The 13417-nt window shown below is 57.1% G+C and carries 11 protein-coding genes; 8 read left to right on the top strand and 3 right to left on the bottom strand.

The features are described 5' to 3' along the window. Window positions 1-36: 36 nt before the first annotated feature. Complete coding sequence (locus ACYVG7_RS06570) at window positions 37-2034, bottom strand: TonB-dependent hemoglobin/transferrin/lactoferrin family receptor (protein WP_460882417.1); 1998 nt, start codon at window positions 2032-2034, stop codon at window positions 37-39. Window positions 2035-2258: 224 nt separating this feature from the next. On the opposite strand from ACYVG7_RS06570, the gene ACYVG7_RS06565 reads away from it, so the two are divergent. The 4 genes from ACYVG7_RS06565 (at window position 2259) to ACYVG7_RS06550 (ending at window position 5752) form a co-directional block, all read left to right on the top strand. Next, complete coding sequence (locus ACYVG7_RS06565) at window positions 2259-2990, top strand: energy transducer TonB (RefSeq protein WP_460882416.1); 732 nt, start codon at window positions 2259-2261, stop codon at window positions 2988-2990. Between the two features lie 120 nt (window positions 2991-3110). Continuing rightward, window positions 3111-3980: a heme/hemin ABC transporter substrate-binding protein gene (locus ACYVG7_RS06560; protein WP_460882415.1), complete on the top strand. Its 870-nt coding sequence runs from the start codon at window positions 3111-3113 to the stop codon at window positions 3978-3980. Between the two features lie 3 nt (window positions 3981-3983). Then, a complete protein-coding gene (locus ACYVG7_RS06555; protein WP_460882414.1) occupies window positions 3984-4994 on the top strand; it encodes a FecCD family ABC transporter permease in 1011 nt (336 codons plus the stop codon). After that, window positions 4991-5752, top strand: coding sequence for a heme ABC transporter ATP-binding protein (locus ACYVG7_RS06550; protein ID WP_460882413.1), 762 nt, complete (start codon window positions 4991-4993; stop codon window positions 5750-5752). Before ACYVG7_RS06555 ends, ACYVG7_RS06550 begins: the two co-directional genes overlap by 4 nt. 143 nt (window positions 5753-5895) lie before the next feature. On the opposite strand, the gene fabV is transcribed toward ACYVG7_RS06550, so the two are convergent. Beyond that, complete coding sequence (gene fabV, locus ACYVG7_RS06545) at window positions 5896-7095, bottom strand: enoyl-ACP reductase FabV (protein ID WP_460882412.1); 1200 nt, start codon at window positions 7093-7095, stop codon at window positions 5896-5898. Window positions 7096-7239: 144 nt separating this feature from the next. Further along, complete coding sequence (locus ACYVG7_RS06540; RefSeq protein WP_460882411.1) at window positions 7240-7668, bottom strand: type 2 periplasmic-binding domain-containing protein; 429 nt, start codon at window positions 7666-7668, stop codon at window positions 7240-7242. 422 nt (window positions 7669-8090) lie between these two features. Between ACYVG7_RS06540 and ACYVG7_RS06535 the strand changes: the two genes are divergently transcribed. From ACYVG7_RS06535 to ACYVG7_RS06520, 4 genes are all read left to right on the top strand, one after another. Continuing rightward, window positions 8091-9854, top strand: coding sequence for a DEAD/DEAH box helicase (locus ACYVG7_RS06535; RefSeq protein WP_460882410.1), 1764 nt, complete (start codon window positions 8091-8093; stop codon window positions 9852-9854). A 13-nt stretch (window positions 9855-9867) separates the two neighbouring features. Beyond that, window positions 9868-11343 carry a D-alanyl-D-alanine carboxypeptidase/D-alanyl-D-alanine endopeptidase gene (gene dacB / locus ACYVG7_RS06530; RefSeq protein WP_460882409.1) on the top strand — a complete coding sequence of 492 codons (1476 nt, stop codon included), beginning with the start codon at window positions 9868-9870 and terminating at the stop codon, window positions 11341-11343. A gap of 399 nt (window positions 11344-11742) precedes the next feature. Further along, window positions 11743-12957 carry a pyridoxal phosphate-dependent aminotransferase gene (locus tag ACYVG7_RS06525; protein WP_460882408.1) on the top strand — a complete coding sequence of 405 codons (1215 nt, stop codon included), beginning with the start codon at window positions 11743-11745 and terminating at the stop codon, window positions 12955-12957. Between the two features lie 101 nt (window positions 12958-13058). Further along, complete coding sequence (locus ACYVG7_RS06520; protein ID WP_460882407.1) at window positions 13059-13373, top strand: hypothetical protein; 315 nt, start codon at window positions 13059-13061, stop codon at window positions 13371-13373. Window positions 13374-13417 lie beyond the last annotated feature (44 nt).

Here is a 13417-nt window from a genome sequence, read left to right as displayed (position 1 = left end):
ACTAGATAGAGCCCCGGTCACCCGGGGCTCGCCTCATCAGAATTGGTAAGCAACCGAGAGCTTGCCGTTACGACCCGGAGAATAGAGCTGGTTAAACGCTGGCAGATAGTACTGATCCGTCAGGTTATCCAGCGCCAGGTTGACTCGCCAATCTTGCCAGGTGCCACTTTGCAGCTGCCAGCGCATGGACAGATCGACCAGGGTATAGCCGTCATAGCTCGCCACGTCATTGTCTTCTGGCACATGGCTTTGTGAGCCGTAGTGAGAGACTTTGGCGCCAACATCCACATCACCGGCTAGTAAGCCCTGATTGATACCGAATACCAGCTTATCCGCAGGTACACCGGACAAACCATCGCCTTGGCTCTTATCAAGACCGCGTGTCTGGCCATAGGCCAGTTGCAGGCTCAGCAGCTGCCAACTGTAGTCTGCCGCCAATTCGTAACCCTTGAGTTGTGCCGAGGAGACATTGTTGTAGCTAGTCTGGAAGATCATGTTGGCGAAATCATTGACTACTTGTTGCTCGATGTAGTTATCCACATCGTTGTCGAACCAGCTGGCCGTCAGGCCCAGACGATCCTGAGTCAACACATCGTTGAAGGTAAAGCGGGCAGAGAGCTCCTTGTTCTTGGCTGTCTCGGCTTTCAGATCCGGATTGGGCTCGAAGGTATTACAGATCGTTGGTCCCATGCAGAAGTGGGTGCCGGAGGTAAAGAGCTCTTCACTGGTCGGAGCGCGGAAGGCCTCGTCATAACGGGCACCCAGCGTCAACCAGGAGGTGGTCACCCAGGACAAGCCAACGCTCGGAGAAATATGGTCTTCGGTACGAGCGGAGTTCGCCTGCTGCTTATCTTCGGTATGGAACTGGTCGTAACGCACACCTGGCGACAGAGTCCAGTCCCGAGCCAACGGAATGTCTGCCTGCACAAAGGTGCCCCACACACGGGCACGACCATCGGCCGGGATCGGACGGCTAGTCCCTTCGCGCTGGCCATCGGTCTTGTCTGCATAAATATCGGCACCCGCCAGCACCGAGGCCCACTCCAGTTCGGCGCGATTGTTCAGATTCAGACCCAGAGTCTGATAGTTCACCTCATCCTGTTGGGCTTTGGCGATACGGTATTCATCAAATTGGGTCTGGTTGACATAGGCTGTCACCCGGGTATCCAGCAACGGGTTGTTATCTGGACGCAGGCGATAATCCAGTGTCGAGTTAAAATCACGGGTCTGTTGATCGACCAGCGGCACCGAGCTGCTAACGTCAGCCGACGGGTTACTAGGGGCGTTCTGATTCGATTCGCTATGGCGCAGTGACAGCTGGATCCGCTGCGCATCATCCGGCTCCCAACCAAACTTCCCCATCACCCCTTGCTGACGAGCCGCCGAGAGTTGCAGATCTTCACCATTCCCGAGGCGGATATTGTTGCTGTCGTTGTAATAACCATTCAGCAACCAGTCACCCTGTTCGCCGGTTCGACCATACAGAGCCGTACTGGTCAGCGACTTGTCATCCGCCGTGTGGAAGCCCTGCTTGGCATAACCACCCAGCTCCTGACCCGGCTTGAGCAGATCATCCGCATTGCGGGTATTGGTGGCCACAACCCCCCCTAATGCACCACTGCCCCACAACGAGCTACTGGGCCCCTTGACCACTTCGACCTGTTCGACCAGCTCCGGATCAACAAAATAGGTACCGCGGTGTCCGGAGTTGGTGTTCTGACGAACCCCGTCAATGACTTGCAGCACCCGATTCCCGCTCAAACCGCGAACAATCGGTTGCTGCGCACCAGGACGACTACCACCTCCGACTTCCACGTTGTTTTCATACTTGAGTGATTCAACAACAGAGTCCGGTTGACGAGCTTCGATCGCCTTCTTGGTGACGACAGCCACGGCACGTTGCTGTTGATCGGCGGGCTTTTCATCCCGGGTTGCAGTCACTACGACGGTAGAGAGTTCATCCACTTCTTCTGCGGCAATGGCACCCTGCATTCCCATCAGGCCAGCGCAAACCGCCAAGGCAACTTTTGACATATCGTTCACGTTTTGAGTCCTTTTTTATAACTATTCCAGAAACTTGCGTCAGAATAATTCGGACCAAATCTAAATGCAAACGATTCTCGTTTGATCTTTATTGAGAGCTTTTGTATAGTCGCACCATCGATTTTCCCTGGTAGCGGGGTTGGACCCATGCCGCATGGAACGGGCAAAACATCATGATGCCAACAGCAAGGATCTGGATTTCCGGAGCCATCTCAGTGGCAATTCATCTTGGCATTTTTTCACTTGTGGCCTATTCCGGTACTCAGGCCAAGGCCCAATCCGGCTCCGCCCTCGAGAACAGCCGGATCAGCGTGCGGCATGTGACCGCAGCCGCACCTGTGGTCAGACAGAACATCCCGCCCCCCGTCATAAAGGCTGCCTCGGAGCCGGTAACAACCGCTGTCTCTGTCTCCAAGAACCTGCGAGCAACCCAGCAGAACAAGCTGGCGACAACGAGTGCACGTCCACACCCGCTCAAGGTCGCCACGAGTAAGACTGTCACATCGAAAAAGCCTCCCCAACCCAGAGAGCATGGTCAACAGAAGGCGACAGCTTCGGTTCATACCATACGCCCCGCGTCGCAGCCTGCCGCCCAATCGACCCGGGTGGCAGCAGCGCCTCGCCCACAAGTAACATCGCAACCGGTATCCACGGCTCGCCAGCAACTGGCTCTAGATCCCTACTATCCAGCGCGATACCGAGGGACGCCAACTCAGCCACCATACCCCAGATTGGCGGTGCGATTAGGGCAGGAAGGGACCACGCGACTCGTGGTCGAGATCAACCCCCAGGGCGAGGTAGTCGCAATTTCACTCCATAAAAGTTCCGGTTTTGCCGTGCTCGACAAAGCCGCCATCGCGGCAGTTCAGGAATGGAAATTCATACCCCCAACCGGGGTCACAGGGACCAGCAAAGCACTGGTGCCTGTGCGGTTCAAACTGAGCTAAACCATGCTGGTTCGATTTCAGCTCATGGCATGTGATCACCCCATAGCCGGTCATTCAAACCCCGTTATTGTTCATCGAACTTATTCATCGAACCGACCTCACTCACTGGAGATGTACCCCATGAAGAGTATGAAAAATCTGTGCTTTGTTAGCTGCGCCCTATTGAGCAGCACCCTACTCAGCCCTTCCCTGCTGGCTGCCGAACGGATTGTCAGTGCCGGTGCCGGTATCAGTGAGCTGATCATCGCTCTGAACGGCAGCAAGCAACTGGTCGCCACCGACAGCACCTCCCGTCTGCCCGCAGGCCTCACCCTTCCCAATGTCGGCTATCACCGGCAGTTGGCAAGTGAAGGGATCCTCGCACTCCAGCCGACCGTACTGGTTGGAAGTGATGAAATGGGGCCCGACCATACCTTGCAACAACTGCAACAAGCGGGCGTTCGTATCGATAAACTCTCATCACGTGCTGACGTCGCGACCTTGCAGCAGAACATCCAGCACTTGGGCACTCTGCTTGATCAAGCTACGGCGGCAAAACAGTTATCCCAACAGGTGGATCAGCAGGTGACAGCACTGCACCAGCAAGCCGGACAACTCAAACAGCGCCCGCGCTTGCTCTATCTGATGATCCACCCAGGACGGCCAGCCATGGTAGCCGGTGGCAACACCCCGGCATCGACCCTCATCGAACTAGCTGGCGGCATAAATCCGGCCGCCGAGCTCGCCAATTATCAATTGCTGAACCTGGAATCCCTGTTAGCCATGAAACCTGATGCGCTGTTGGTCAGCACCCGGAGTCTGCAGCAAGACCCTCAACTACTGCAGCACGCCTTTGCGCACATCAAGGATCACCCCCATTTGCAGAACCTGCCAATCTATCCTGTTCCTGGCCAAGCCCTGATCGGCGGCATGAACCTCAGCACCGTGAATGCAGCAACCCGCTTGCAACAGGCGCTGGTCAAAGCAGAAGCCACCGCGGAGACCCACTGAGTGATGCGTCTTGGTACCGGCGCGGCCCTGACGCTTCTGATCTCGCCCTTGCTTGCGATGGCCATGCTGTCGTTGGCGACTGGGGCACTGCCATTGACCCTGGGCGATACCTGGAGCGCATTGCGGGGCCTGGGCGATCCCACCCACCAACTGGTGATTTGGCAAATTCGTTTACCACGTAGCCTGATGGCGATTGCGGTGGGGGCTCTGCTCGCCCTCACCGGCGCCATCTTGCAGGGGTTATTCCGCAATCCACTGGCAGATCCCGGCATTATTGGCGTCAGTGGTGGTGCCGCACTGGGCGCTGGATTGGCTATCGTGTTGCTACCGCAGTTGGCCATTCCATGGTTTACCCTGGGCTCGACCACACTACTGGCATTTGTCGGCGGCCTGCTCACCACCTTGCTGGTTTACCGGTTGGGCCATACCGCCTATGGCACATCGATGGCCATGATGTTATTGGCCGGTGTCGCCGTGGGTGCCATCGCTTTTTCTGTACTCGGATTGCTCAACTATGTCGCCGATGATGAACAACTGCGGGATCTCTCCTTGTGGCAGATGGGTTCCCTCGCGGGCGCCAGCTGGCCTCGGGTCACGCTGTCCCTGCTGGCCACTCTCCTGCTCTGGGGCTGGAGCCAGCATCAGGCCAGGGCGCTGAATGCCTTGCTGTTAGGGGAATCGGAAGCCCGGCATCTGGGCGTAGCGGTGGAACAACTGAAACGGCGCGCCATTCTGGCGTGTGCTCTGGGCGTCGGCATTGCCGTGGCGGCCGCCGGTATGATCGGGTTTGTCGGTCTCATGGTTCCGCATTTGATACGGATGATCACCGGGCCAGATTACCGGCGCTTGCTGCCACTGAGCGCACTGGGAGGTGCCCTATTGCTGTTACTGGCCGATCTGCTGGCGCGCAGTCTGGTGCCTCCCGCTGAAATTCCGGTAGGCCTCATCACCGCCCTGCTCGGTGCGCCATTTTTCCTCTGGCTACTCAAGCAACGTCAGGAGGCGCGAGGATGATACCGCTGTCGATTGTCGATCTGCAGGTGCAGTTAGGACGCCGTCCGCTATTTGAGCATCTGTCACTGGAGCTGGAGTCCGGTAAATTGACCGTCCTGCTGGGCCCCAATGGCTGTGGCAAATCCACCCTGTTACGGACCATCTGTCATGACATCCCCTATCAAGGCGAGATCCGGCTGTTTGACCAGCCTCGGCAGCACTGGCACGCCCATGCATTGGCACGCAGGATGGTGGTACTGCCTCAAAGTTCGATGCTGGGTTTTGATTTTCGCGCGCGTGAGGTGGTCGAGTTAGGGCGCTACCCCTGGAGTTGTAGCCGCAACGAGAATCTAGGTCGCATCCAGAGCAGCATGCAGTCACTGGATGTCTGGTCGTTACGGGATGCGCCCTACCAGCAGTTGTCCGGCGGCGAAAAGCAGCGGGTGCATTTTGCCCGGGTGTTGGCGCAACTGGACCCTGATCAACCCGGATTATTACTGCTGGATGAGCCCACCTCGGCACTGGATCCGGGCCACCAGCATCAGACCCTACAATTGGCACAGGCCCAGGCCCGGGCGGGTCACTCGGTGCTGATCGTGCTCCATGATCTGAATCTGGCTAGCCGTTACGCGGATCGACTGCTGCTGATGCAAGAGGGCAAGATAGTGGCCGACGGCGCCCCGGCAAGCACCTTGACAGCCCGCAACCTGCATCAGCTCTACGGCGTAGGGCCCGAGCTATGGCTGCATCCGACCCACGGTCGGCCTGTGGTGATCTGAACCTGCCCGTTATTCCATGAGTCTGTGCGTCAATCCGCTCGCAGCGGATCGCCAAATCTGCAGCTTAAATGGCATAAAAAAAACAACGCCCTCCAATGGAGAGCGTTGTTTCGAGTCATCAGCAACTAAGCGGTGCGATCCGCTTATGCCAGCTCGATCACATCGAAGTTGACCTCGGTGGCGACGTCAGCGTCGTAGTCCACGCCCGCCCAGCCGAAGCCGAACAGCTTGAGGAACTCATCCTTGTAGCCTTGGTAATCGGTCAATTGGGAGAGATTCTCGCTGGTGATTTGCGGCCACAGATCGCGACAGGCTTGTTGCACGTCATCACGCAGCTCCCAGTCATCCATACGAATGCGACCCTTCTCATCGGTCGGGGTCGGCTCGCCTGAGTAGAGGCGGGTCCAGAACAGACGCTGGATCTGCTCCAGGCAACCTTCGTGCAGGCCCATCTGCTTCATGATCTGGAACGACATGGAAATATACAGCGGCATCACCGGGATAGCGGCCGAAGCCTGAGTGACCACCGACTTGAGTACACCCACGTAAGCACTGCCACCATGGCTCGCCAGTTTGGCGCTGATGGCTGCGCTGGCGCGGTCCAGATCTTCCTTGGCGCGGCCCAAGGTGCCATGCCAGTAGATCGGCCAGGTCAGATCGGTACCGATGTAGCTATAGGCCACACTCTTGGCGCCATCGGCCAGTACACCAGCCGCTTCCAGAGCATTGATCCACAGCTCCCAATCTTCGCCGCCCATCACCTTGATGGTGCTGGCAATCTCTTCGTCCGTCGCAGGTTCGACTTCGGCTTCGACGATGACATCTTTATTGGTGTCGATGGCCGTGGTCTTGTAGACCTCGCCAATCGGCTTCAGTGCCGAGCGGATCACTTCGCCGGTATCTGGCAGCTTGCGCACCGGCGAGGCCAGTGAATAGACCACCAGATCGATTTGACCCAGATCCTGTTTAATCAGCTCGATAACCTGATCGCGGCAGGCATGAGAGAAAGCATCGCCGTTGACGCTCTTGGCATACAGACCGGCTTCTTTCGCGGCCTTGTCGAAAGCGGCTGAGTTGTACCAACCCGCACTGCCGGTCTTCTTGTCAGTACCCGGCTTTTCGAAGAACACACCGATGGTTGCGGCATCAGAGCCAAACGCCGCGGCGATGCGTGACGACAGGCCGTAGCCGGTAGAGGCGCCGATCACCAGCACGCGCTTGGGACCCTGTTCCAGTTTGCCTTTGCTCTTGATATAGGCGATCTGTTGGCGAACATTGGCTTCACAGCCAGCCGGATGAGTGGTGGTGCAGATAAAGCCACGTACCTTAGGGGTAATGATCATGGTCGGTTCTCTAGTCAGTCGGTTTTGGAAAATCGAAGCAAATGATACACGATTGAAACGAGTTTGGGATGTCGGATGAGCTGACGACACAGTTGCGACCACAGTAAAGCAGAGGAAGAGTGATGGCTATCCACCCGACAGATATCAATGCGAGTGGTTTTTAACCTGTGGCCATAATCGTGACATCTCGGACTGGCAGATGTTCATATAGCCGCCATTGCCCCCAACCTGTCGATAACCCTGCTGCAGTTGTTGGCGTTGCGCCGTGGGCAATGATTCGGCAATCGCCAGATAGTAGGGTAGAGGGGCCGCACGGTAACTGATGCGCAATGTTTCCGGTGCAAGACGTAAGTGGCTAAGTGCCACCTGATAGAGTCGATCCGGAACTAACACGCCGTCGATACGTCCGCTTTGCAGCAAACGGACCCCTTGCTCAATCGTGCGGATTGGCACCAGATCGACGGATAAAGAGCCAAGCTGCTGACACAGAGCCCAGCAAGAGTTCACCGCAACACCGATGCGTTTGCCTTGTAAAAATGCCAGATCGGATTGCTCCGGAATATCCTGAGTCACGACCTGATCCTGCATATAAAAAATGGGCCCCCAATAATGATATCCCTCCGAGGGCGGTAATTGACCCGGGTGTGTCGCAGGAATAATCATCAGGTCAGTCTCTTGGCGTTTGAATTTCAGGATCAGCCGACTAACCGGGTAGCTCCGCACCGACACCGAGAGTCCGCTGCTACGGGCAAGGGCACGAAAATAGGCAGGATCTCACCCTGCCAGCCCCTCAGAGCGGAGTTCGGAAAAGGGCGCTTCATCCAGTACCGACACCGAAAGCGACGCTGGAGTCGTCTCCACCTCTCGAGCGGCTACACCCGTAAGCGGAAGCAGTAACAAAAAGGCGAAGAGAATATCCATGACGACGACTCATTAGTAGACTTGGAACAAGTGTAGTTCAGCCAGTCGTCCCTTCTGAGAAACGGATATTGCCATTGTTTATCCTCAGACCCTATCAGCAACAAGCCGTGGATGCGGTCATTCATCATTTTCGGCGCCGTGGTGAGCCCGCCGTGCTGGTACTTCCCACCGGAGCGGGCAAGAGTCTGGTCATCGCCGAATTGGCGCGCAAGGCCAAGGGCCGGGTGCTGGTGCTGGCCCATGTCAAAGAGTTGGTAGCGCAAAATCATGGCAAGTATCAAGCATTGGGCCTGCAGGAGGGATTGCAGGCCGATCTCTTCTCCGCCGGATTAGGCCAGAAGGAGAACCTGCGCCGCGTGGTCTTCGGCTCCATCCAGTCGGTCGCCCGCAATCTGCCACGCTTTAGCGAGCCGGTATCCCTGGTGATCATCGATGAGTGTCACCGGGTCGGGGAGGAAGAGGATAGCCAATACCATCAGCTGATCGGCCATCTTAAGAGCCACAATCCGGCACTGAAGATCCTCGGTCTCACCGCCACCCCCTATCGACTCGGCCTGGGCTACATCTACAACTACCACTACCGCGGTATGGTCCGGACCACGGAGCCACGATTCTTTGCCGACTGCATCTTCGAGCTGCCGCTCCGGCAGATGATCAAGCAGGGCTATCTGACCCCGCCCCGACTCATCGACGCACCCGCCGTCCACTATGACTTCAGCCGGTTGTTGCCTCGGGAAAACGGTCTGTTCAGCGATGCCGATATCGAACGCGAACTCAAACGCCAGACCCGGGTTACGCCACATATTGTTCGCCAAATCATCGAGTACGCCCAGGATCGGCAAGGCGTCATGATCTTCGCCGCCACGGTCGAGCACGCACGCGAAGTCACCGGCTTGTTGCCGGATGGCACGGCTGCTCTCATCACCGGTGAAACCCCGTTACCGGAGCGGGATCGGCTGATCGACGCCTTCAAGGCACGAACACTCAAGTTCCTGGTGAATGTGGCCGTGCTGACCACGGGATTTGATGCCCCCCATGTCGATCTCATCGTCGTGCTGCGACCGACTGAATCCCTCTCCTTGTATCAGCAGATCATCGGCCGTGGATTACGGCTGGCCGAGCAGAAACAGGAGTGCCTGATCCTGGATTATGCCGGCAATGCCTATGACTTGTTTGCTCCGGAAATTGGCGAGCCGAAACCGGCAGCGGATACGGTTCCGGTGCAGGTGCTTTGTCCGGCCTGTGGCTTCGCCAATCAGTTTTGGGGTCGATTGGGAACCAATGGTGAGGTGATTGAACATTTTGGCCGTCAATGTCACGGTTTTTTTGAAGATGAAGGTGGACATCGAGAATTTTGCGATTATCGTTTCCGGGCTAAAATTTGCGGCCACTGTGGTGCAGCCAACGATATCGCTGCCCGACGCTGCCACAGCTGCGATGCCTTGCTGCACGATGCCGATGATCAGCTCAAGGCGGCATTGGCGCTCAAGGACGCCAAAGTCATCCGCTGCGCTGGCATGAGCTTGCAAGCCAGTCGTAAACAGGGCCGCGAGCAACTGCTCGTCATCTATCACGATGAAGACGGCGCCGAGCTCAGCGAACGATTCAGTTTTGATAGTGCCGGCAGCCTGCAACGGCTGAACCAGCAGTTGATTGCGCGCCATTGGCGCGCACCGGGGTTACAACCCCAGCTCCAGACTCTCGCCAGCGTGCTCGAAGCCGAGCCGCTGTTGCGCCATCCAGATTTCGTCATTGCCCGCAAGCAGGGGCATATCTGGCGCATCACCGAGAAAATTTTTGATTATCAGGGCCGCTTTCGTACTGCTTACGCCCTGTAACCGAGGTTCTACCATGAAGTTGTTGATGTCATTACTACGCCCTGCCCTGTTGGCGGCAACCCTATTCGGCGCCCTGTCGGCGCAAGCGGCGATCCCGGTTCCAGACGGTGCCCGGGTTGCGGTGGCTTACAAAACGCCGGGACAAGCCTCGATCCAGGGCGTACATACCGATGCCTTTATGATCCCCGCCTCGACGCAAAAAGTGTTGACCGCCACGGCGGCTGCGCTCTACCTGGGACTGGATTGGCAATTCAAGACCCGCCTGCTGGCCGAAAATGGCGCCATGGCGCAAGCCAAGGCCAATGGCGGAGTACTGCAGGGTAATCTGGTGCTGGAGTTCAACGGTGCCCCGGATCTGACCCGCCAGGCACTGATCAACTTGCTGGCCTATGTCCGCCAGCAAGGCGTCACCCAAATCAATGGCGATATTCTGCTGGATGTCAGCAACTACGCCGGTTATGACCGCGGCAATGGTTGGTCATGGAATGATCTGCCGGTCTGCTTCACGGCTCCGGCCTCGGCGGTCATCATCGATCGCAACTGTGTCTATGCCCAACTGCAGGCCGATCAAGTCGGGCAAGTTGCTCAACCGATGATCAAGACCGGCCAACCCATCACCATCACCAGTGAAGCGCAGGTCGTCACGCTCAATGACTACTACTCGGGCTGCGAGCTGGAGGTCAATCTCGACTCTGGCAACAACTACCATCTGACCGGCTGCATTCCGGCACAAAAAAATAAACCCTGGCCTCTCTCCTTTGCGGTGCAGGATCCGACGGTCTGGGGCATCAGTATCACCGATTGGGCCGCCAAACGGGCTGGCTTAACCCTGACTGGAACCGTGCATTCGGTGCGCAAGACGCCACCCAATCTGGTCGAGCTGGCCCATGTGCCATCAGCCCCGCTGAGTAAGTTACTGGATCGGATGCTGAAAAAATCGGACAACCTGATTGCCGACAGCATTGCCCGCGCCTTGGGTCATCTCTATTTCAAACGCCCGGCCAGCTACGCCAGTGGCGCCGATGCCATACGCGAAATTCTGCGCACCAAAGCCGGGATCGATCTGGGCTCGGCGCTGCTGGCCGATGGCTCGGGTCTCTCGGCCCACAACCTCATCAAAGCCAGCCAGATGCTGGAGGTGCTGGATTTCATCGCCCGCAACAATGAGCAGTTGCAGCTCATCGAGAAGTTGCCGGTTGCCGGGATGAGCGGAACTTTGGGCTCGCGCGGCAGCGTGCAGATGCCACCGCTGGTGAAGAATGTGACCGCCAAAACCGGCACCTTGCAGAATGTCTCCAATCTGGCCGGGTTTATGACCACAGCCTCCGGGCAACGCAAAGCCTTCGTGGTGATGGTCAACGGCTTGACGTTTCCGCCCAAGGTGCGCCAGGCCTTGAAAGCTCACCGCATCGCCTCACCCCATTACAAGTTCGAACGTGCCGTGCTGGAGCAGATTTATCGCGAGCAGCCGCTGCAGATCACCGATTAGCACAGACTAAACTGGGCTCTTCACCGGTTCGCGGTGGAGAGCCAGCCCCGTAACACCACACCTGCTGCACACCTTTCCAGCCACTGATGACCGTTTTTGTCCCGCCATGAGGCCCAACGGCTGGATCCTGCCTCGACAATTGCACCAATTCGGCAATAGAGGATCCCGCCATTGCTGGGCTCCCAGCCAGTACAGGTCACGCACCTGAATTGCCGCAGCAGCACATACATCTATAGTCACAAATAAATGCAGTCATATATTTGTTATAAAGACAATTTAGTCGCCACTCACACTGAAAAAATATCCGGATCCATGGTTGTCACACAGGCCATGAGGGGGAAGAATAGATGCCCTTGGAGACGATTGGAGTATGTCTCCTCCGGTATTGCAGAGGCACAGATGTATTCGATTGATAAAGCACACAAACTGGACAATGTCTGTTATGACATTCGCGGCCCAGTGCATAAAGAAGCTCGCCGTCTGGAAGACGAAGGGCACCGCATTCTGAAACTCAACATCGGTAATCCCGCCCCCTTTGGTTTTGATGCCCCGGAAGAGGTGATCAAGGATGTGATCGTCAACATCGCCCAGGGCCAAGGGTACTGTGATTCCAAGGGGCTCTTCGCGGCCCGCAAGGCAATTGCCCAGCACTACCAGCAAAAGGGGCTGCGCAAGGCCGATGTGGATGATATCTACATTGGCAATGGTGCCTCCGAGCTGATCGTGATGGCCATGCAAGCCCTGCTGAACAATGGCGACGAGATGCTGGTTCCGGCCCCGGACTACCCCTTGTGGACCGCCGCCGTCACCCTCTCCGGCGGTCATCCGGTGCACTATATGTGCGACGAGCAGGCCGAGTGGTATCCGGATATCGACGATATCAAGAAGAAGATCACCCCCAAGACCCGGGGTATTGTGCTCATCAACCCCAACAATCCGACCGGCGCCGTGTACAGCACCGAGTTCCTGCTGGAAGTGATTGAGGTTGCGCGCCAGAACAAGCTGATCATTTTCGCCGACGAAATTTACGACAAGATCATCTATGACGACATCGCCCATCACAGTATCTGCACCCTGTGTGACGATGTGCTGGTGGTGACCTTCAACGGCTTGTCCAAGGCTTATCGGGCCTGTGGTTTCCGTCAAGGCTGGATGCTGGTCAGCGGGCCGAAGCAACATGCCCGTGGCTATATCGATGGTCTGGAGATGCTGGCCTCCATGCGCTTGTGTGCCAACGTGCCGATGCAGTTTGCCATCCAGACCGCGCTCGGTGGCTACCAGAGCATCAATGAATTGATCCTGCCGGGCGGCCGCTTGCGCAAACAGCGCGATCTGGCCTGGGAGCTGATCAACCAGATCCCCGGCGTCTCCTGCGTCAAGCCCAAGGGGGCGCTCTACATGTTCCCGCGGCTGGATCCCAAGGTCTACCCGATCAAGGATGACCAGAAGCTGGTGTTTGATCTGCTGCAGCAAGAGAAGCTGTTAGTCGTTCAGGGCACAGGGTTTAACTGGCCCTCTCCCGACCACTTCCGACTGGTGTTCTTGCCCCAGGAAGAGATATTACAAGACGCCATCGGCCGTCTGGCCCGCTTCCTCAAGACCTACCATCAGTAGGTAGTTGCGAAACCACCGGGGCGAGCGATTTGCTGGCCCCGGTTTTTTTTGCTCGCTGCAGATGATACTGTGGCGCCACAGCTTTCCATGCCGAGAATCTCATGTCCTATCAACGCCTTCTGCTCCTCCCCTGTTGCGCCCTGCTGTTAACCGCTTGCGGCGAACCCAGCGAGGCCGATCTGAAAGCCGCCGTAGAAAAGAGCCTGCTCCAGGCCAACCAAGTCACCAGCCTGGTGCTGGGCGATAAAGGCAAGATTGAGGTCGTGGCCGTGCATAAACTCGGATGCGACAAAAAAGATGGTGCCTATGCCTGCACCATTCAGGTCGAAACCAAGTTGCCCGTGGTCGGCAGCCAGCGTAAAACCCAGCAAGTGATCATTGCCGATGGCCCCGAAGGCTGGGTCTTGGTCGAATAACGAGTGTTGGATGGGGCTGATCATCACCCCCTATCCCTGTCTTC

This window comes from Pseudaeromonas pectinilytica (assembly GCF_054780855.1).
The sequence above is the reverse complement of the archived record's forward strand: the minus strand, read 5'-3'. Positions and strand labels throughout refer to the sequence as shown.

What these genes read in the sequence shown, in the direction of transcription:
- ACYVG7_RS06570 (WP_460882417.1), bottom strand. Translation starts at nt 2,034, where the DNA reads ATGTCAAAAGTTGCCTTGGCGGTTTGCGCTGGCCTGATGGGAATGCAG.
- ACYVG7_RS06520 (WP_460882407.1), top strand. Translation starts at nt 13,059, where the DNA reads ATGTCCTATCAACGCCTTCTGCTCCTCCCCTGTTGCGCCCTGCTGTTA.
- ACYVG7_RS06555 (WP_460882414.1), top strand. Translation starts at nt 3,984, where the DNA reads ATGCGTCTTGGTACCGGCGCGGCCCTGACGCTTCTGATCTCGCCCTTG.
- ACYVG7_RS06525 (WP_460882408.1), top strand. Translation starts at nt 11,743, where the DNA reads ATGTATTCGATTGATAAAGCACACAAACTGGACAATGTCTGTTATGAC.
- dacB (WP_460882409.1), top strand. Translation starts at nt 9,868, where the DNA reads ATGAAGTTGTTGATGTCATTACTACGCCCTGCCCTGTTGGCGGCAACC.
- ACYVG7_RS06550 (WP_460882413.1), top strand. Translation starts at nt 4,991, where the DNA reads ATGATACCGCTGTCGATTGTCGATCTGCAGGTGCAGTTAGGACGCCGT.
- ACYVG7_RS06560 (WP_460882415.1), top strand. Translation starts at nt 3,111, where the DNA reads ATGAAGAGTATGAAAAATCTGTGCTTTGTTAGCTGCGCCCTATTGAGC.
- fabV (WP_460882412.1), bottom strand. Translation starts at nt 7,095, where the DNA reads ATGATCATTACCCCTAAGGTACGTGGCTTTATCTGCACCACCACTCAT.